17 protein-coding genes, 1 tRNA gene and 1 pseudogene are annotated in these 19255 nt (G+C 61.4%); 9 read left to right on the top strand and 10 right to left on the bottom strand.

All coding sequences use genetic code 11. The features are described 5' to 3' along the window. From ACV4UY_RS14450 to ACV4UY_RS14435, 4 genes and pseudogenes are all read left to right on the top strand, one after another. Positions 1-679: pseudogene (locus tag ACV4UY_RS14450) on the top strand (alkaline phosphatase family protein); the annotation flags it as partial. 98 nt (positions 680-777) lie between these two features. Continuing rightward, on the top strand, positions 778-1398 hold the full coding sequence (locus tag ACV4UY_RS14445; RefSeq protein ID WP_491608282.1) for a TerC family protein: 621 nt from the start codon (positions 778-780) through the stop codon (positions 1396-1398). 20 nt (positions 1399-1418) lie between these two features. Further along, the gene (locus ACV4UY_RS14440; RefSeq protein WP_491608281.1) at positions 1419-1574 is read left to right on the top strand and encodes a hypothetical protein; all 156 of its coding nucleotides are present in this window, start codon (positions 1419-1421) and stop codon (positions 1572-1574) included. Positions 1575-1657: 83 nt separating this feature from the next. Then, positions 1658-1924 (top strand): HU family DNA-binding protein, encoded by a 267-nt coding sequence (locus ACV4UY_RS14435; protein ID WP_491608283.1) that lies wholly within the window; start codon positions 1658-1660, stop codon positions 1922-1924. 475 nt (positions 1925-2399) lie between these two features. Here ACV4UY_RS14435 and ACV4UY_RS14430 read toward each other — a convergent pair. The 8 genes from ACV4UY_RS14430 to ACV4UY_RS14395 all read right to left on the bottom strand — a co-directional run bounded on the left by ACV4UY_RS14430 (position 2400) and on the right by ACV4UY_RS14395 (position 13966). Beyond that, positions 2400-2475 (bottom strand) — tRNA-Glu (locus ACV4UY_RS14430). A gap of 281 nt (positions 2476-2756) precedes the next feature. Beyond that, positions 2757-5117: a methyl-accepting chemotaxis protein gene (locus ACV4UY_RS14425; RefSeq protein ID WP_491608280.1), complete on the bottom strand. Its 2361-nt coding sequence runs from the start codon at positions 5115-5117 to the stop codon at positions 2757-2759. Between the two features lie 52 nt (positions 5118-5169). Beyond that, complete coding sequence (locus ACV4UY_RS14420) at positions 5170-6489, bottom strand: two-component system response regulator (protein ID WP_491608279.1); 1320 nt, start codon at positions 6487-6489, stop codon at positions 5170-5172. A gap of 84 nt (positions 6490-6573) precedes the next feature. Continuing rightward, positions 6574-10350 carry an EAL domain-containing protein gene (locus ACV4UY_RS14415; RefSeq protein WP_491608278.1) on the bottom strand — a complete coding sequence of 1259 codons (3777 nt, stop codon included), beginning with the start codon at positions 10348-10350 and terminating at the stop codon, positions 6574-6576. Positions 10351-10544: 194 nt separating this feature from the next. Further along, entirely contained in the window at positions 10545-11123 is a 579-nt protein-coding gene (locus ACV4UY_RS14410) for a hypothetical protein (RefSeq protein WP_491608277.1), read from the bottom strand. Continuing rightward, on the bottom strand, positions 11120-11530 hold the full coding sequence (locus tag ACV4UY_RS14405; protein WP_491608276.1) for a cyclic nucleotide-binding domain-containing protein: 411 nt from the start codon (positions 11528-11530) through the stop codon (positions 11120-11122). Before ACV4UY_RS14405 ends, ACV4UY_RS14410 begins: the two co-directional genes overlap by 4 nt. A 61-nt stretch (positions 11531-11591) precedes the next feature. Next, positions 11592-13016, bottom strand: coding sequence for an NAD(P)/FAD-dependent oxidoreductase (locus tag ACV4UY_RS14400; RefSeq protein ID WP_491608275.1), 1425 nt, complete (start codon positions 13014-13016; stop codon positions 11592-11594). Next, a complete protein-coding gene (locus tag ACV4UY_RS14395; protein ID WP_491608274.1) occupies positions 13016-13966 on the bottom strand; it encodes an MBL fold metallo-hydrolase in 951 nt (316 codons plus the stop codon). Before ACV4UY_RS14395 ends, ACV4UY_RS14400 begins: the two co-directional genes overlap by 1 nt. A gap of 601 nt (positions 13967-14567) precedes the next feature. Here ACV4UY_RS14395 and ACV4UY_RS14390 point away from each other — a divergent pair. Next, entirely contained in the window at positions 14568-14984 is a 417-nt protein-coding gene (locus ACV4UY_RS14390) for an MCP four helix bundle domain-containing protein (protein ID WP_491608273.1), read from the top strand. A 155-nt stretch (positions 14985-15139) separates the two neighbouring features. Beyond that, positions 15140-15727 carry a hypothetical protein gene (locus ACV4UY_RS14385; RefSeq protein ID WP_491608272.1) on the top strand — a complete coding sequence of 196 codons (588 nt, stop codon included), beginning with the start codon at positions 15140-15142 and terminating at the stop codon, positions 15725-15727. A 109-nt stretch (positions 15728-15836) separates the two neighbouring features. On the opposite strand, the gene ACV4UY_RS14380 is transcribed toward ACV4UY_RS14385, so the two are convergent. Further along, positions 15837-16343, bottom strand: coding sequence for a hypothetical protein (locus tag ACV4UY_RS14380; RefSeq protein WP_491608271.1), 507 nt, complete (start codon positions 16341-16343; stop codon positions 15837-15839). 83 nt (positions 16344-16426) lie between these two features. On the opposite strand from ACV4UY_RS14380, the gene lolA reads away from it, so the two are divergent. The 3 genes from lolA to rimO are packed head-to-tail and all read left to right on the top strand — an operon-like array spanning position 16427 to position 19086. Continuing rightward, positions 16427-17137 carry an outer membrane lipoprotein periplasmic chaperone LolA gene (lolA, locus tag ACV4UY_RS14375; protein WP_491608270.1) on the top strand — a complete coding sequence of 237 codons (711 nt, stop codon included), beginning with the start codon at positions 16427-16429 and terminating at the stop codon, positions 17135-17137. 17 nt (positions 17138-17154) lie between these two features. After that, positions 17155-17640, top strand: coding sequence for a YajQ family cyclic di-GMP-binding protein (locus ACV4UY_RS14370; protein WP_420905786.1), 486 nt, complete (start codon positions 17155-17157; stop codon positions 17638-17640). 3 nt (positions 17641-17643) lie between these two features. Next, a complete protein-coding gene (gene rimO, locus ACV4UY_RS14365; protein WP_491608269.1) occupies positions 17644-19086 on the top strand; it encodes a 30S ribosomal protein S12 methylthiotransferase RimO in 1443 nt (480 codons plus the stop codon). Here rimO and ACV4UY_RS14360 read toward each other — a convergent pair. Next, a partial coding sequence (locus ACV4UY_RS14360; RefSeq protein WP_491608268.1) for a hypothetical protein occupies positions 19041-19255 on the bottom strand: 215 nt, incomplete at its 5' end. The genes rimO and ACV4UY_RS14360 overlap by 46 nt on opposite strands.

Below are 19255 nucleotides of genomic sequence, written 5' to 3'. Positions count from 1 at the left end.
TGCAAGCAGATGATGTTCGCGAGATGCTGCGGCTGCGTCGACTCGGTTGGGGCAATCGACCGGAAGCCTTTGCCGACGAGTTTCTGAATTGCGTGGCGGCGGCGATAGCAACACCATGAGATAAGGATCACCAAACACTGGTTGACTCCATCATCCGTTTTCATGGATGGGATTTTGACTGGCCTACAGAGCCACCACTCATTGTTCTGGATACCCGCACCCGACGTTGGTATAGTGAATCCTTGGCCGTGCAGCCTTCTGGTCTCCTTGACTGGGAAGCCATCACCGAGCTCCAGCAACGCCTGCTGGGTAAGCCAGCTGTGCTATTGTGATGATGTTGAGTTGCGGGGACGGCGAGGCGGACCGAAAATTTGGCAGATATGTAGCAGCGGTATCCGCAACGAATTTCCACCACAGCTGCTCGCCCTGTTGGACCATCTTAACCGCTGGCTCTATGCTCCTCGCTCTCCCCTCAACTGGCTCACAAGTCGCCGCCGAATAAGGGTGATTCCGCGCAAGCCGAAAGGCACACCTTCCGGTCGGCGGCTTCTCAATCAGGCAGGCATCGGTTTTGGTGGAGCTTGATGCCGAGGGGCGACCGTTGCGTATTCAGCAGTTGACGCAGGACATGGGAGCCATAGAGTTTGTCAGGAGGGAAAAAGAGGCGCGTTGGGAATGAACCCTCCAGGTTTTTTTATGTTTTTCCACTATCAGAACGCATCGTGGCGCCATCAGGTTGCATGTTTCAATTCCGTTCTTTGTTTGGAGATGTGAGAAATGGATCAGGAATTGACAAATCAATTGGTTGCTTTTATTCAGGTCATTTTTATCGACTTGGTACTGGCGGGTGACAACGCCATTGTTGTGGGAATGGCTGCGGCATCCGTTCCTCTTGAACACAGAAAAAAAGTTATTTTTTGGGGAACTGGGGCTGCCATCGGGCTACGCATTGTATTTGCCCTGATTACCACTCAGCTTCTAGCCATTATCGGACTTACCCTTGCTGGCGGTCTTCTGCTGTTATTCGTCGTGTGGCAAATGTATCGGGAGTTGCGGACACACGGTAAGGATGAAGTGACGCCAAAAGAGGCTGAAACCGGCAACATTTCCGGACAGCAAAAAACCGTAGCTGCCGCTGTTTGGCAGGTCGCCATGGCTGACGTCTCCATGTCCCTGGACAATGTTCTGGCAGTGGCGGGAGCAGCCAAGGATCATCCCAACATCCTGGTGGCTGGACTGGTGATTGCTATTATCATGATGGCCTTTGCTGCCAATTACATTGCCGGGATGATCCACAATCATCGTTGGATTGCCTGGGTTGGCCTTGCTATCATCGCCTATGTGGCGGGGGATATGATTTGGCGTGGATATGGTGAAGTGGTTTCTGCTATTTCCTGAGTGCCTGTAAATGAATCGTCATGAGCAAGTACGAAAGCGACTCGCTTGGAGAGTGGGTGACCGGCGTCCTGATGGGACTGAAACAGCAGAAACTGAAAAAGCCACCTGGTTTTCTTCTTCTTTTTCGACACTTTGAGTCTTACCATCGATTCTACTGGCTGCAACAAACGGCGTGACTCGTTTCGAACGCGATTCTCCGGCGGGTCACGCCTCCCGTCACGCATCACCACGCAGGACAGGCAGGACATGACCAAATCAGATCAGATCTGATCAGAGCGATTGCGACAAAACGGAAACGTCCCGCCAGGAGGCCGAGGTGGCGGTCAACACCATTCGCGACACCATGAGTGCCTCCCTGGAGCAGGACAACCGGGTGGAGTTGAGAGGGTTCGGCAGTTTCGGGACCAAGGGGCGCCGAGCACGGGACGGTCGCAATCCGAAGACGGGCGCCCAAGTTCAGGTGGACGCCAAACGGGTGGTGTTTTTCAAGGCGGGCAAGGAACTGCGCGAAAGGGTGGACGTTTGACCTCTGGCGCAACCCGTCGCGCCGTGTCGGGTTTTCCGACTGACGGCAAGGGCGTGTTGGCGGTTCTGGCGTCTCGCGACAGGGGCACACAGGCCGACCCGTGCGAGGGACGAATGCCTCTCAAAGTAGATTTCTGTATCCAATAAAATAACTATAAATATTTATGACAACATCAAATCAATCGGACCAGAGTTCGTTTCCGTGTTCGACAGCCATCTTGTTGATCGAACTGGTCCAATATTAGAAACTGATATTAAATATTGAAATTGCGCATAAAAAGTCTGGTCCACAGGTTTTGGAGAATTCCGGGAGAGAGGAGAAAAAAGAGGACGTTTTCGACTCCTTCTGGTCCGGAGGCTACCGGGTGGAAGTCGAAACGATATCGGCCAACTATTGAAAATATTGGGATTTTCAGACATAAAAAAACCGCCAGTGTGGGCGGTCTGAAATCGAAGAAAAGCTCGCGGAATTTGAATGGCGTCCCGTACGGGAATCGAACCCGTGTTGCCGGCGTGAAAGGCCGATGTCCTAGGCCACTAGACGAACAGGACGTGCGATGAAGACAGCATCAAATTAAGCGATTCTTGAATCAAGCCTGGCGTGCCCTTGCCGATCACGCTTCACCCTTCAAGCTTGGAAACAATCTCGCCATCATAGCGCAACTCGACGGGAGTTGCAATCTTTTTTTTTACCATGAAACGCCCGTCAGGGCTGCCCATGGTCCGAGGTGCGGAGGGGACTCCCCCCCAATCATGCAAAATGACCGTGCAACGCCCGAAAGAAGGTCCACGATTGCGCGGTGGGGCGGGGAGCCCCGGCAAATACCAGCCTCCTACACCGTCCAACCAGCCCGCGCCTCGTGCAACGCATGGCTACTCTGATTCAACGTCTCGGTCAACTTCCCGGAACGCTCGATCGTCTCTCCCAAGGCGTCCACATGGTTCATCGCATCCAACATCATCTTCTGCACCTCGGCAGAGGCACGATACATCTCCTCGGCCACGGTGCGCATCGACTCGGCCCTCTGCCGGGCTCCATCGCTCTCCGAGGCTACCCGCTCCGCATGCTCGGACATCACCACTGCCGATCGCGCCACATCCCCGGTCCCAGAAGCCGCCTCCTGGGCACGCCGCGCCACCTCGTCCGAGGCCATGGCCAACTCGCCAGCATTGCGCGATACCTGACCCGCCGAATCGGCCACCCGTTCCATCGATTGACCGATCTCCGCCACCGCCGACCGCTGCCGATTCACCGCCTCGATGATCGCATCGTTCCCCGATCCGATCCGATCGATCAACTCCCCCATCTCGCGAATCGCCTGAACCACTACCCGTGTCCGATCCTGAATGTCGTTGGTCTTGGCCTCGATCAACTCCGTGGCCTCGGCGGTCTGACGCGCCAACTCCTTCACCTCGCCCGCCACCACCGCGAAACCCTTGCCGCTCTCCCCGGCCCCTGCCGCCTCGATCGCCGCGTTCAACGCCAACATGTGGGTCTGATCCGCGATCGAATGGATCAACTTGACCACCTCGACGATCTCGTCCGATGAAGAAGCCAACCCCTCTATGGCGATCAGGGTTTCGTTCGAAGAGCGATCCGCCTGCTCCGCGATGCCATCCGCCGCGGCGCACCGCTCGGAGATACGCACGGACAGATCGCGCACGTCATCCACCCGATCGGCCACCCGATGCACCGAAGCGGCCACCTCCTCCAAATGCCGGTTCACCTCGGCCAGATTGGCGGTCATCTCCTCGGCGGCGGCGGCCATGGCATGCACGTTGGCACTCGCCAATTCGGTGGAACTGGCCGTGCCATGCACATCGCGCGCGAGCTGCTCGGCGGCCTTGGAAACCTGATCGATCCGCTCCACCGCAGCATCGATATCACCTTTCAGCTTCTCCAGTTCGTGGTCGAGACGGTTGTTCTCCTCCACCACCTGGGAGGACAACCGCAACGTGGCACTCGACTCCCGATCCATATCCTGTCGCAACGCGACGAATTGCGAAGCCACCCTTTCGACCGATTCCGCCTCGGCATGCACGGTCTTGAGATTGGTCGCCATGGCCTCGGTCATGGTGTTGATACCCGACGCGATGGCACTCAGCTCGTCGTGACCGTTCCCAGACTCCATGCGACCGGTCAGATCCCCCTGGCCCAGACTGTTCAGCCCGGCCAGAATCCCCTGAACCCGCCGACCAACCGACACCATGCCGATCACCACCACGGACAACAACGCCCCCACCACCACGATGGTTCCGGTGAGATAGACCCAGAACGCCCGCACCGCCCGCACCCGTAACACCCCGGCCAGATCGCCGAGATCACGGGCCAACTCGTCCTCGAGTCCCTTGATGGTATCGATACGCCTGGTCGAGGCCTGAAACCAGGCGCCGGGATCCATGCCGAAACCACCGGTCAACGCCTTGTCAAAGACCAGCTTGCGAATTTTTCCGACCTCCTCCTCCGCGGGCGAGGCGAGCCACTGCTTGCCCTTTTCGGCATTGGCCGGCGTGGCCAAGTCCATGAAGCTCTTGAAATAGACCCCCTGTCCACCCACCAACTGCGCGTATTTGGTCAACTTCGCAGGATCGAACCGATCGGCGGTGAAAACCGCCATCATCAGGGCACGCTCCTGCCCGGCCAACTCCTTGCCGGAGACCAGATGGGCATAGGCCAGCGCACGCGCGGCCAGGGAGACGTTGTTGGAGTGGCTGGGCAGATCGTTGATCAGTTCCAGAAGAATCGACAACTCCACGGTATACTTGGGCACCACCTCATTGGCCGTGGCCTTCTCGCCCTCTGCCTCCTTGCGGATCGCCCCGATCCGTTCGCGACTGGCCGCCGATTTCTCCACCTTTTGCATCAACGCCGGCACGAAATTCCGCCACCGCTCCTGACCGAACCACTCCAGCCAGGCGGCGATCGCCTTGTCGGTTCCGGCGCGCTGCGCCTCCAACTCCGGTCGGAACCGTTTCTTGCCGCTCGACAGATACCCGGAGGTCAAACCGCGCTCCTTCTGCCCCTCATGGATCACGTTGCCGGTCAACACCGCCAACTCGGCCAGATCCGCATGCAAACCGGCCTCTCGCGACTGCGTGAGCCGCTCGAACGTGGACGTGCCGCTCAACCCCACGATGACCAGCAGCGCGGCGACCAGCAACAACAGCACCTTGAATCGCAACTGCCCCTTCATTCCTCGTTGTCACCCCCCATCCCCGGCAACAGAACCATCCCCATGCCGCGCGTCAGTAGTTGCGTGGCAGGGAGAACGATTCGCCAACAAAAAAATGACACGCGTTCCGCCCCGCTTTCTTCGAGCGATACATCGCCTCATCCGCGCACTTCAACAGTTCGTGCAGATTCTGCGAGTCACGCGGGAAAAATGCAACGCCCAACGAGCCGGAGATGAAGGTTTCCCTCCCTTCCAGTTCAAACGGTTCGTTCAAGCGCTGCAAAATCCGGCGCGCGGTTTCCAGGGCCCGTTCCGGAGTGCAATTCGCCAGAACGGCGGTGAATTCATCCCCGCCCAACCGGGCCACGGTATCGCCATCGAGCACCGGTTCACGAATGCGTCCGGATGCCGCCTTGAGCAAGGCGTCCCCCGCAGCATGGCCGAGATTGTCGTTCACCCACTTGAAACGGTCCAGATCCACGAACACCAGCGCCAACTCCCGACCCGACGCCTTGGCGCGCCCGACGGCATCCTCCAGGGTGGACATGAACAACGCCCGGTTGGCCAGCCCGGTCAAGGCGTCGTAATGGGCCTGGTGAAAAATCTTGGCTTCCGCCTCCTTGCGCTCGGTGATGTCCCGCAGGATCCCGGTGAACAGGATCCGCTCCTTGAGCCGCACCTCGCTGATGGTCAACTCGATCGGAAACGTCGCCCCTCCGTTCTTGATCGCCACCATCTCCTGGGTCATCCCCAACACCTTGGCCTTGCGGGCGGTCAGATAGGTGCTGATGTACTGATCATGCCGCTCCCGATGGGGCGTGGGCATCAACATCGACACGTTCTTGCCCACCATATCCGGCATGGGGTAGTCGAACAACCGACTCGCCGCCCGGTTGACCGACTCGATCACCCCCTGTTCGTTGATCACCACGATGGCGTCCGCCGCGGAGTTGACGATCGCCTCCATGCGTGCCCGCGCCTCGGTGATCTGCTCCTTGGCAAAACGGTTCTCCAGCGACAAACGGATCCGTTTTTGCAACACCACCCAGCGGATCGGCTTGTTGATGTACTCTTCGGCCCCAGCGGCGAACGCCTTTTCCACCGATTCGTCGTCGTCGAGGGCGGTGATCATGATGATCCCCACATCCCCCCCCTGGGAGGAACGACGGATCTCCGCGCAGGCTCGATACCCATCCACCACCGGCATGTTGGCATCCATCAACACCAGATCGTGAGGCGCCTCGCGAAACTTGCGCACCGCCTCCTTGCCATCCGCCGCCTCGCTGACCAGATATCCGGACTTTTCCAGAAAATTGCGGATCATCTCCCGTGCCGAGCGCGAATCATCCGCGACAAGAATGCGGGGAACCTTTTGTACACCAGCGAATTCCATGCTCCACTCCCAACTCTACACATGAATTGCAAAGATCCACGGATCAACACGAAGCCTCACCCAGGGGCAAACCCCGTGGAATCTCTATGCGGATCCACGCCCCTCCAACCGCTTGCCGGCGGCGAACATCGCGCCGATCCCCTCGGCGGCCACCGGTTTGCTGAAGTAATACCCCTGAATCTCGTGGCATCCCAACTCCTTGAGAATGTCCAACTGCTCGCGGGTCTCCACCCCCTCGGCCACCAGCTTCAGATGCAGCGCCTGGCCCATGGAGATGATCGCCAGCACGATCGCCAGCCCTTCGCGGGTCTGCCCCAGATCGCGCACGAAGGATTGATCGATCTTCAAGGTGTCGATCGGGAATTTCTTGAGATAGTTCAACGACGAATACCCGGTTCCGAAGTCGTCCACCGCCAGGGTCAGACCCAGGGCCTTCAACCCCCGCATCCGCTCGATGGAACGTTCCACATTCCCCATCACCATGCTCTCGGTGATCTCCAACTCCAGGGCGCCCGGAGGCAGATCCACCTCCTCCAGAATCTCCTGCACCTCGTCCACCAACTCGCTTTTCTGGAACTGCAACGCCGACAGATTCACCGCCATGCGGATTTCGTGTCCTTCCTTGCGCCAGAGCGCGGCCTGCCGACACGAATCGCGCAGCACCTGGGAGCCGAGAGGGAGGATCAAACCGGTCTCCTCGGCCACCGGGATGAACCGGGCCGGCGAAATCATCGCTCCCTCCGGCGGGAACCAGCGCACCAGCGACTCCATGCCCACGATCCGGCCACTGTTCAACGACACCTTGGGCTGATAGTGAACCGTGAACTCGCCGTTCTTGAGGCCATTGCGCACCGCGCTCTCCATCTGGAGGTGGTTCTGCAAGCCGGCGTTGATCGCCTCCTCGAAGAACTTGATCACCCCGCGACCGCTCTCCTTGGCCTTGTACATGGCGATGTCGGCGTGTTTGGTGAGGGTTTCGATCTCCTCGCCGTCGTTCGGAAACACGCTGATGCCGATGCTCGCACCCACGAACACCTCGTGGCCGTTGATATAGAAGGCTGCTTTAAGACCGTCGATGATCTTGCGGGCCACCGGTGCCGCCTCCCGGCCATCCTTCAGGCCGGTGATGATCGCCGCGAACTCATCCCCGCCGAGTCGCGCCACGGTGTCGTACTTGCGCAACGAAACCCGGATCCGCTCGGCCACCTCGACGAGCAGTTGATCCCCGGCAGAGTGTCCCAGGGAGTCGTTGACATGCTTGAAGCGGTCCAGATCGATGAAAAAGACCGCCAGCTTGATATCATAGCGGCTCTTCTTGTCCAGCTCGTGTTGCAGCCGGTCGCGGAACAGAATCCGGTTGGGGAGTTGTGTCAAGGCATCGAAATAGGCCATCCGCTCGAGGCGCTTTTCGGTCTCCTTCAACTCCGTGATGTCCGAGAAGATCCCCACATAGTGGGTCAACTCGTTGGCACCGTTCCAGACCGTGGTGATCGACAGCTTCTGAGGGAAGATCTCGCCACTCTTGCGCCGGTTCCACACCTCGCCCGACCAGGCGCCATCCTCTAAAATCCCCTTCCACATCGCCTCGTAAAAGGCCTGGTCGTGCCGCCCGGAACTCATCATGCTCGGCTGACGGCCATACACCTCCTCGAAGGTGTAGCCGGAGATCTCCGTGAAGGCCTGGTTGCACTTGATGATCCGACCCTCGGCATCGGTGATCAGAATCCCCTCGGTGGCGGTCTCGAACACCTTGGCCGCCAGAGTCAGCCCCTGCTCGGCACGGGTGCGCTCGTCGATCTCGGCGAACAGCTGCCGGTTGGCATGTTCCAACTCGAAGGTGCGCTCGCGCACCCGCTGTTCCAGTTCGGCGTAGGCCGCGGCCAACGCCATCTTCACCTGCTTGCGCTCGGTGATGTCGTTCATGATCAGCAGATAATGCCACTCGCCGGTCACCGACTCGTAGCCGCTCATGGAGATCTCCACCGGGAATGTCCCCTCATCCCGGCACAACCCCTCCACCTCGACCGTCCTGTGCGCGGCCAGGCCATCCACGTCGTGCAGATTGAGCACTGCGCGGAAATTGGGCACCAGATCCTCGATGAAACAGCCAGACATGGTGCCCGGATAGTAACCGAACAGATCCTCCCCCGCCGGATTGACCGACTCCACCCGACCGGCGGCATTCAACGCGAGAATCGCATCCGGCGCGGTCTCCAACATCGATCGCACCCGGTTTTCCGAATCGGCCAGCGCGCGCATCGTCTCCTGGGTGAGCCGCGTGGAGCGATCGAGTCCCTCCACCATGTGGTTCATGGCGATGGCGATGCGATCCAGTTCATCCTGGCGGGTGGCATCCCACAGCTCGATGCGCGCGGTCAGATCCCCGGCGCGGATCTGATGACTCAACCGCACGATCCTCTCGGCCTTGTCGCGCAGCCGGCGCACCAGATAGGAGCCCATCCCCAACGCCAGAAGCATGATCGCCAGCATCGCCAGACGATAGGCGAGCAGTTCGCTCCTGGCCTCCCGCTCCAACGCCTCGCCACGGGTGATCAGACGCAGGGCCAGCTGATCCTCCAGCTCCTTGAACTGATCGATCCGGGCCGTGGTGGCGCCGAACCAGTCGTTGGCCTCCATGTTGAACCGTCCCACCCGGGTGGACTCCACCAGACGCCGGATCGCTTCGTCTGCGGGCCGGTCGTCGATCTTCACCTCTGGATCCATGTCGATCTCGTGCAGCGTGGCTCCGCGCCGTTGCATCGCGATGATCCGGGCGAGGCTGTGTCGATAGGCTTCGATATTCTCCCAGACGATCTCCACATCGCGCCGTTGCCCAGTGGAGAGTTCCACCGCAGAGAGGGCGCGAATTCGCTCGACGATCTCGCGGATCGCTTGATGATTCCCCTCGAATTGAAGCCGATAGTGACGTTGCTGGGCATCGGGATCGAAGGCGTCGTCCCGATCGCCGTAGAGCGAACCGCGAATGAGGAGATTCTTGACCGAATGATAGGCGCCGCGCAGCGCCATGTTCTGATAAAGAAGACCGAGCTGGATGTAAAGCGCGCTGGCATGACCGCTCTTGAACAGCACTTCGCGCATCCGCTCCACCATGCTGGCATCCGCGCCAAAGACGATGGCGTCGAACCGGACCCGCTCCTCCGGAGATGCCAGGGCGCGAAAGATGCCGAACAGGGTCTCCTGTTCGGAGACCAGGGCGCTGAAGCGTCGATACATGCCGGGGGCGAAACGACCGGCGGTGAGGGTTTCGGCGATGATCGCCCGTTCGATGCCGGCGCGCTCCTTGCCTTGCAAAAACAGGGTGTAGTTGCGGGTTTGGGTGGCGATCTCCACCGTGGCGGCAAAACTGGAGAGTCGATCGATGGTGTTGAGCAGATCGAGATTGATGGCGGAAAAATAACCGATCGCCTCGATGGCATCGATGGCGAGCCGATCCACCGACTGCCGGATGGCGTCGCGTTTGTCCAGGTCGGCGATGGCCGACTGGAAGGGTTCGCCGAGCGCATCGGTGTTGCGTTCCGATTGATGAAGCTCCTGTCGCGACCGATTCAGACGCGCCAACGAGGACTCCACCCGCGCCCGCTGACAGGCCAGCTCCTCCTGGAATCGCTTGCCCCGACTGCCGAGAAAACCCGCCGTGAATCCGCGCTCGCGCTGGATCTCGTGGATCAGATCGCTGATCTGGATCGCCAGGCCGGAGAGGCGATTCATCCGCTCCATTTCCGCGATCAGTTCCCGTTTTTCGTGAATGCCGACCAGACCCAGGCCCAGGATCCCTCCCAAAGGAATCAGCAGGATCAACAGGAGCTTGACATGAAACGAGAGGGACTCCAGGAATCTCATTCGTGCCCAGCCTCCGACCCGACGTCGCCATTCTTGCCAGATGGGAAGAGCCCCCTCCTCCCCCAAATCGTGGAAACCCTGCCGGGACTCCACGGCAAAACGCTCCAACGTACCCCAAAAACCCTGTCAGTGTCTCAAGTTTCGCAGACCTGCCCGCATCGGTCAATCCCTTCCCTCGACCGACTCCCGCCTCGTCACCGGATCACCAGACCCGCCAGAATCAGGAACAGAAAACCGGTCAGGGCACCCAGTCCCAGGGCACGCCGGATCGGGATGCCGTGGATGGTGCGCAGACCGGCGGCGGTGAAGAGACTTTCGGCGGCCACGATGGTCACATGCCACGGAATGATCACCTCCGGACCGCCGAAACCAAGCATGATCAAAAAGCTGTCCACGCACAGACTGGGCAGCCAGGGGCCGAAAAAACAGAAACCCAACAGGGTCCAGGCCCGACGCATGGTCAAGGGGATTTGAAGCGCGAAGGGCGCGCCGTGCACCTGGATCACGTAGGCGATGATGGTGATGATCAGCAGCCCATACGGGCCATAGGCGAAAATCTCGAAGAACCGGTAGGCTTGCGGATCGATGCCGAAGGGCACGGGCAACAACATGTCACTCTTTTCGTGATAGAGCGTCACCATGGTGGTCAGGGCGGTGGACTCCCAGCGCAGAATCTGCAACGCCAGTGCCCAACGAAACAGATCATAGGCGCGCAGGCGCGTGAACAGCCCCTCAGGCCGAAACAGCACGAACCAAACGAAATTGCGAATCATGGACCGATCAATCCCTCGGCGCGCAGGGTCTTGCGCAGACGCACCACCTCGGCGACCAACAATCGGATTCTCTCGATCATCTTGAGCAGGATGCGCAGACTCAAGGAGGGATCCTCGCCCATCCAGCGCAACAGACCGCGCTTGTCCACGGTCATCACCCGCACCGGGGTCAAGGCGCGGATCGTGGCCACGCGCGGATCGTCGGAAAACAGGGACATCTCACCGAAGAAGGCATCCTTTTCCAGGATCGCCAGGTGATGCGGTTCCTTGCCACCGTCATCGACCACCACCTCCACGCGCCCCTCGAGAATCACGTACAGACTGTCCCCCACCTCGCCCTCGCGCAAGATCACCTCGCCCGCGGCGAACTCCTTGCCCAGGGAGGGTTTATCCGAATCGAACAGCACGGCAACGGTCTCCTTTTCCTGGGGGTGCGGCCCGTGCCCGACGGCCACGCCCCTCGCATGTTCAGGCGACTCCACCCCGGCCACGCCAGAAGGCCAAACCGGAAAGAAGCGCGCCCAACGTGGCGACCAGCAGACGCCACAGAATCACCGGATGGCCGGCACGACGAAAGATCTCCTTGTAGCTCGAACTGCCGGTGAAGGTATCCCACATCGCCGAACTCATGCGACGGGGATCATCGCTTCGCTCCTGCTCGTCGCGAATCACCTGAAGCATGCCACGTCGGAAGGGAGGAACATGGCGCAACAAGCCATCCATCGAAAAAAGCAGATGGCCCAGCCGGTTATCCCGATCCATCTCCTGGCAGGCCGGCCAGTAGCCCAACCGGAACGCCTCGGCGGAGATGCCGCGGGTCAGGGCGGTATAGGCGCACGCCTTGGCCATGCGATAAGCGGCGCCGATGCCATCCTTGTAGAGGCGTGACGAGGCGCAATCCCCGACCAGCACCAGCCGATCGCCGAAAGGCCGGGTCGGCGGTCCGACGTTGATGCGCGGCATGCAGTGACAGGGCCGCACCGGGGTCTCCCACCCCTCGGGAAACAGCTCCCGGATCTCCTGGGAGTGACAGACCTGTCTGGCCAACTCCTCGTTGACCCCCTCCCCCAACAGGATGAAGGTGGCGTAGTGTCCCTTGGGGGTCAAGGCGGCAAACTTCATGCCCGGCACATCCAACAGGAAGATATGCATGGCATTGCCCAGACGCGCCCGCACCTCCTCGGCCCCCATGTAGAGTTCGGACACCCAGGCGCGCGCGCTTTTCGGCGGACGGTAGCCGATGTCGAACTCTTCGAAAAGCTTGACCCCGGCCCCATTGAGTCCCACGCAGCCGATCACCAGATCATAGGGATCGGAGGCCTCATCCGCCCCCTCGGCCTGCCGGGAGGGTTGGAGATGAAGACGCACCCGACCATCGGCGCACCGTTCCAGGCGCCGCACGCGGCGCGCGATGTGCAGCGCCCCTTGCCGCTGGGCCATCTCCAGCAGATGGTGATCGAAGCTGCTCCAGGGAAGCGGACTCTGGCTTTCGGCGCCCATGGGACCGGCGCCGCGAAAGATCGAGGCGATACGCATCTCCTCGTGGAGCGGACGGATGGCCACGGCTCCGGAATCGGTATGCAGCACATAGGAGTCGATGGCATCCAACAGCACCTCCCTGGGAAGCGAAATCCCCTCGGCGGCCATCTTCTGCATCAGCGATTCGGAGATCACCCCACCGCACATGTTGCAGCCCGGTGGTCCGGTGAGGGTGAAATCACGGGGTTCGTAAACATCCACCCGCAAGCTCACCCCGAACTGGCGCGCCAGATCCAACAGGAAACAGGCGCTCAACGAACCCGCCGGCCCCCCGCCGATGACCGCGACCCGTGAGCCGCCGGTCAACTCGAGAGGGGGCAGGCCGCCCGCCCCAGCCGCGCCGGAGGGGATCATCACCCCGATTTCCGTCGCCGTCCGCGCTCGCGCCAGATCGACAACCCCTGGGCGTTGAGACGCATGTCGCCGGCCAGAAGGGCGAGGTCAGCCCCCTCCGGAACGCCGATGGCGCGCGCGTGACGGGTGGTCAGATCGGTCAGGGCCGCGATCCACGCCTCTTCGGTGGCATCGTCCGGCAGATCGGTGGCCACGCGGTGATAGCCCATCAACTGCGCATCCAGATCATCCGCCAGCACCGGATCAAAACGCAGCGCTCCGAAATGGGTCAGATAGAGCCACTCGGGCCGCAAAGCGGCCAGACGCCGCACCGTGGCCCGCGAGGTGTCGATGTCGAACTGGGTCGGGGTGGTGGCCGGGATGATCAGGGGATGGGATCCGCCGTCGAACTCCCGATAGGAGAGCCCGAAGGCATCCCCGGTGAACAGACCGTTGCTGACGGTATCGAGCACGCAGAGGTGATTGAGGGAGTGGCCCGGCGTATCGAAAAAGATCAGATTGCGCCCGCCCAGATCAAAGACCTCCCCATCGACCGGCGCGTGGACCCGCTCGGGATCGATCGGCTCGGCCCCGCCGATGGTGGCGGCGAAAAGCTCCTCGCCGTAAACCACCTTGGCCCCCTCGACCAGACGGGAGGGATCGACCAGATGTTTGATCCCCTGGGGATGCACGAAGAAGCGCGCGTTGGGCAGGTGGGTCAGCAGAGCGCCCGCCGCACCGGCATGATCGAGATGGACATGGGTGACGATCACCGCACGCACCATGGCCGGGGTCAAGGCGTGATGATCGAGAGCCTCGAGCAGGAACGGCAAAGCCGGCAGTGGGCCGGTCTCGATGAAGACCGCCTGGGCCCCGGAACGGATCAACCAGGCCGCCGCGAATCCGGTGCGGTTGTACTCCACGTCAATCCGGGTGATCCCGGGGTGTACCTCCTGAAATCTCGTTGCCATGTTCTGTTCGACTCCTGTCATTGATATCCCGATACCCATCCCGCGCCGAAAGGCCCCTTCTCCCCTCCCGTCGGAGAGGTCGGGGGATCTCCAAGGCCCCTGCTCCCCTCCCGTCGGACAGGTCGGGGGATCTCCCACGAAAATGAAGGCTTGATCATCTTAGGACAATCCCGCGCGCTTGACGAGTCTTCTTTACGCTTCGTCACGAACCGACCTTCCCGCCCCCTCGCCCCACCCTCCATGGAACCTCTGAAAAATCACCCGTGAGACTCCCAAAGGGAATGTCCATGGTACGGAAGTGAGGGGCTCCTCCCCCATCCTGCACGTTCCAGGAAAACAATCCATCAATCCCGCTTGACGACGCGAATCCCAAGGAGGTATTGATGCAGTGAGGGAACCCGCTCAACCTCGGAGAAGGTCGCAAGAGGGATGACCGCCCGATCCCATCCCCGACTCGGTTCCCAACCACGCCCAGATGCAAGCGAACCTGGAAGAGTTTTTTTTCGAGCCGGTGTGACGGACAGGTAGGGCCCAAGGGATTCCTGGCCGATCTCACGCACACCGGAAAAACACGATCCTCACATTCATCTCAATCACGCCCATGCGCAACCGGTTCGGTTCGTCCGCCACGATCCTGGCGTTGTTTCTCTCCCTGACCACGCCCGGCGTGGCGGATGATCTCCCGGAGATCCTCGCCCTGCTGCGCGCCTCGCGCGCCAAACTGCTCATCCTCGTGGACAGTCAGGATCCAGGCCAGAAAACGGGGGTGATCGACGATCTCACCCTCTCCCAACAGGAGATCGACCAGCGCGTCTCCACCCTGCTCGACAACCGGGCCACCCCTCCGGCGACCCGCGAGCGGTTGGAACGGTTCAAGAATATATGGGAACCGTTCAAAAACACCCGCATGGGGGAGATCATCCCAGCGGTACTCGCGGGGGACCGGGCCAAGGCCCAAAGCCTCGGCAAGGGGATCCAGGCCGATCGATACCAGCGAATGGTGGAAATCCTGCGATAAACGGGCCTGAGGAGGCAGGGAAGGGACACGATCCCCTTCCCGCCCGATCCATGCCCTTGACGCCCACGGTTTGGCGGGTTATTAACGGTATTCATGCGCCGATGTGCGCCGTATTTCTCCCCCATCCCAATGAGGCCGTGCGCGAGGCACCTCCCATGATCTCCCCGGATCGCCTGCTCCAGGACTCTCTCGACTGGCTCGGCACGACCCTGAACCGGATCGCCAGCCCTTTTTTCCAGGCATCGGCGCATCACACGGACGATCCGACCGAAAAGAGATCGAGCCTCTGGTCCCTGCAATCGGCACGCCTCACCCTCACCCGCATGGTCGAAGGGCTTGCCGACCTGCTGGGTCGCGCCGACCAGGCCACGCTTCCCGAAACACGGGAACAACCATCCGAGTCCGCCCCGTTGCTCTACTCCGTCTCCGGAAGACCCCAACCCCGGCTCCGGCTGGAGCGGTCCACGGTCTGGACACGTCCACCGGCACGCGGCGGCTCATGGCGGGAACCGGCCTTTCGGGTCGAATTGTCCCCCCAATCGCGTCTGGCAGGAGGGGCTTTCACCAGTGTGACCGCCGCGCCGGGAGAGATGGATCGCTTCGTGGAACGGATTCGCGTCGAGCGCCAGGCTGGATTCTACCCCGCTTCGGTCTTTGAACAGGCGCGGGATATTCTGAGAAAAGGGGAAGCGATGGAAGAGACCCAGGCGATGGGCCAGGTTTCCCGATGCCCCGGCTGCTGACGGCGCGGGTGCGGGATCGACGCCGACGGTGAGATCGGATCAAGGGAAGCCGTGGATGCCCATGGCCGGCTGGCCCCCTTCGGGCGCGGCAGGATGACGGAACGACGGGTCAGACCTTGGGCATGGGCGCCAGTCGCAGGGCGGTTCCGAAGTTGCGCGCCGCATCCTGAATCAGGGTATTGCAGCCGTCGGCATCCAGAGCCCCCCCTTTTTCGACGATCAACAGGCGATCCCAACCGTCAAGAGGCGGCCCCATCCAAAGATGAAAACTCCAGGCCCCACGCCGCCAGTGACGAATGCGCGGCAAGGGACCGTCGATCACCCCCCGGATCAGCTCCGGCAACGCGCCATTCTCCTCCGACGGGGCTAAAGAGAGCAAATGGCTTTTCCCGAGTCGCGGATTCCAGTAAGCTATCACCTCCACGGCGATACGCCCGGTCAGCCAGCCGGCGAGATCCTCCATGACCTCGGCCAGATCACCCTGTACGGCCATGCTCTGGAGTGCGCCCGACTCCGCCGTTTCGACCACCGACTCGTTGACGACCCGGGTATCCGTTTCGTCCCAGTTGTCCGGCTGCTCGCGAAAGAGCAGATCAGGCAGGTTGTTCATATCCATGTGCGTCATTGACCCGTGGTGACGTAAAACTTTTGACAATCCCCCTGCAAGGGATTTTCTACACCTGAAAGAAAGCCAAATTCATGCCAATCTTTCTTCCCATCCGCGAAAAACGCTCTTCTTTCAATCCCGTGCGCCGACTCCTGCTCGGAGTCCTGGCTTTGGGGCTTCTGGGAATCGACCCGCCGCCCGCCTTGGGTCAAGGAAGTCCCAAACCACCGGAGGTGCAACGGCTTCAGGCCTTCATGGACCGTCTGCGCACCATCGAGGCCGAGTTCGAACAGCAACTGATCAAGGGAGATGCCGCCGAGGCGCGAGACGGGCGCGGTCTGTTCCTGGCATCCCGACCCGGAAAATTCCGTTGGGACTACACCGCGCCGTATCCGCAACTGATCGTCTCGGATGGCCGCGCGGTCTGGTATTACGAACCGGATCTCAAACAGGTGACCCGCTCCACCACGGCGCGACTCGACAAAAGTCCGGCGGGATTCCTGATCTCCGGCAAACGACTCGAGGAGAGCTTCACCTGGGAGGTCATCCCCGGTCCGGCTCCGGATCGCCCCGCCGTGGTGCTCACCCCGCTCCAGGAGGGTTCGCTGCGATGGATCGCCATCACCCTGGATCCGAAAAAAGAGGAGATCAGCGACTTCGTGGTCGAGGACTCCCTGAACAATCGCTCGCGTATTCTCTTTCGCACCTGGCGGGTCAACACCGAGATTCCGGCGGAACGGTTCCGGTTCGAGGTGCCCAAGGGGGTGGATGTGATCGAACACGCGGAAAAAAACACCCAGTGACAACCGGAGAGTGACCCATGCCTTCGTTCGACGTGGTTTCCGAAGTGGATTTGCAGGAAGTGGACAACGCGGTCAATCAAGTGACCAAGGAGATCGCCACCCGTTATGATTTTCGCGGTTCCAAATGCAAGGTTGAACGCGAGGAGTCGCTGCTCAAGGTCCTGGCCGACGACGATTACAAGCTCGATCAGGTGTTGGATGTGCTCAAGGAAAAACTGGTGCGTCGCAAGGTGGATCTCAAGGTGCTGGATTATGGCACCGTGGAGGCAGCCTCGGGGGGAATGAAGCGTCAGCAGATCACGGTGCGCCAGGGTGTGAACGCCGAGTTGGCGAAAAAGATCGTGGCCGGAATCAAGACGAGCAAGCTCAAGGTGCAGGCAGCGATTCAGGGGGAACAGGTGCGGGTCACCGGCAAGAAACGCGATGATCTTCAGGAGGCGATCGCCAGCATCAAGGCCGCCGGATACGAGATCCCGTTGCAGTTCACCAACTTCCGGGAGTGACGCGTGGGTGACGATTGGAAGGCGCGCGTGACGGCACACCGCGCGGCAAACGTGCCGAACCGGGATGACCTCCCCTCCCCGCCCAGTCGCGGATCCTCGTTGCGGAAACGTCGCGCCAAGGTGGGATTGATCTCCCTCGGGTGCCCGAAGAACGTGGTCGATGCCGAACGGCTGTTGGGACGTTTTCTGGAGGCGGGCCACGAACCAACCAGCGATCCGAAACAGGCCGACATTCTGCTGGTGAACACCTGCGGGTTCAAGGCCGACGCGGAGGCTGAATCGCGCGCCGCGATCGCCGAGATGGCGGCGCTCAAGGCGGCCCATCCGGGTAAACGGCTGATCGTGACCGGCTGTCTGGCCCAAAGGCACGGCGAGCGACTGCGAGAAGAGATCCCGGCCATCGATCTGCTGGCCGGGACCACCGGACACGATCACCTGTTGGAGCGGCTCGCCATTCCGATCACGCCGATGCCGGCGGCGGATTTCTCGCTCCGCTCCGAGGCCGGCCCACGGCTGTTGACCACCCCGGCCCACACAGCCTACTTGAAGATCGCCGAGGGGTGCGACAACCCCTGCACTTTCTGCATCATTCCGCGTCTGCGCGGTCCGTTCCGTTCGCGTCCGCCAGAGGAGATCGTCGCCGAGGCCGAAGCGCTGGCCGCCGGCGGGGTGCGTGAGTTGATCGTCGTCTCCCAGGATACCACCCTGTACGGTCGGGATCTCTCCCCGCGTTTGAGCCTGACGGATCTGCTGACCCGCCTGGAGAGGATCCGCAGGGTGCGGTGGATCCGGCTGATGTACCTCTACCCCACCCTGATCACCGACGCACTGCTCGACCACATCGCCGCCTCGGCCCGGATTCTCCCTTATTTCGATCTGCCGTTGCAGCATGCCGCTGACGGGGTGCTGCGTCGCATGCGCCGCGCGGAGCGCACGGACGATCTGGAACGGCTCATCGTCCGCATTCGGACACGCATGCCGGAGGCGGTGCTGCGTTCGGTGTTCATCACCGGGTTTCCAGGGGAGAGCGACGCGGAGTTCGCCGTACTGCGGGGGTTCGTGGAGAGGAGTCGTTTTGATCACGTCGGGGTATTCGGCTATTCGGACGAACCGGAGGCCGCTGCCCACGCTCTGCCCGACAAGGTGCCGGCAGAGGTCGCCGAGGCACGCCGGGCAGATCTGATGACCTTGCAACAGAGGATCAGTCGGGAGAAGCTGGCACGCCTGGTCGGTCAACGGCTGGAGATGGTGATCGATGGCGCGGAGGGCGGACATCCGCCGCGTCTGGTCGGACGGACCACCGGTCAGGCGCTGGAGATCGACGGCATCACCCGTCTGGAGGGCCGCGCCACCTTCCCGCCCGGCACCTTTCTACCAGTCGTCATCACCGCATCCGGGGATTACGACCTCAAGGCACGCCAAGCCGCCCCCCCCATCCGGAGCTGAGTCATCTCCCCACCCTGGAACTGACCGACCCCGAGACGCACCAGGCCGGCCACCCCCATCCAGGTCTGAGTCGTCTCCCCGCCCCGGAACTGACCGCCCCCGAGACGCGCCGGACCGGCCACCCCCATCCAGGTCTGAGTCGTCTCCCCGCCCCGGAACTGACCGCCCC

This window comes from Candidatus Magnetaquiglobus sp. (genome assembly GCF_058402785.1).
The sequence above is the reverse complement of the archived record's forward strand: the minus strand, read 5'-3'. Positions and strand labels throughout refer to the sequence as shown.

Excerpts from the sequence above, each read along its gene's own strand:
- ACV4UY_RS14445 (WP_491608282.1), top strand. The coding sequence starts at position 778 with ATGGATCAGGAATTGACAAATCAATTGGTTGCTTTTATTCAGGTCATT.
- ACV4UY_RS14440 (WP_491608281.1), top strand. The coding sequence starts at position 1,419 with ATGAGCAAGTACGAAAGCGACTCGCTTGGAGAGTGGGTGACCGGCGTC.
- ACV4UY_RS14425 (WP_491608280.1), bottom strand. The coding sequence starts at position 5,117 with ATGAAGGGGCAGTTGCGATTCAAGGTGCTGTTGTTGCTGGTCGCCGCG.
- ACV4UY_RS14420 (WP_491608279.1), bottom strand. The coding sequence starts at position 6,489 with ATGGAATTCGCTGGTGTACAAAAGGTTCCCCGCATTCTTGTCGCGGAT.
- ACV4UY_RS14415 (WP_491608278.1), bottom strand. The coding sequence starts at position 10,350 with ATGAGATTCCTGGAGTCCCTCTCGTTTCATGTCAAGCTCCTGTTGATC.
- ACV4UY_RS14410 (WP_491608277.1), bottom strand. The coding sequence starts at position 11,123 with ATGATTCGCAATTTCGTTTGGTTCGTGCTGTTTCGGCCTGAGGGGCTG.
- ACV4UY_RS14400 (WP_491608275.1), bottom strand. The coding sequence starts at position 13,016 with ATGATCCCCTCCGGCGCGGCTGGGGCGGGCGGCCTGCCCCCTCTCGAG.
- ACV4UY_RS14395 (WP_491608274.1), bottom strand. The coding sequence starts at position 13,966 with ATGGCAACGAGATTTCAGGAGGTACACCCCGGGATCACCCGGATTGAC.
- ACV4UY_RS14390 (WP_491608273.1), top strand. The coding sequence starts at position 14,568 with ATGCGCAACCGGTTCGGTTCGTCCGCCACGATCCTGGCGTTGTTTCTC.
- ACV4UY_RS14385 (WP_491608272.1), top strand. The coding sequence starts at position 15,140 with ATGATCTCCCCGGATCGCCTGCTCCAGGACTCTCTCGACTGGCTCGGC.
- ACV4UY_RS14380 (WP_491608271.1), bottom strand. The coding sequence starts at position 16,343 with ATGGATATGAACAACCTGCCTGATCTGCTCTTTCGCGAGCAGCCGGAC.
- lolA (WP_491608270.1), top strand. The coding sequence starts at position 16,427 with ATGCCAATCTTTCTTCCCATCCGCGAAAAACGCTCTTCTTTCAATCCC.
- ACV4UY_RS14370 (WP_420905786.1), top strand. The coding sequence starts at position 17,155 with ATGCCTTCGTTCGACGTGGTTTCCGAAGTGGATTTGCAGGAAGTGGAC.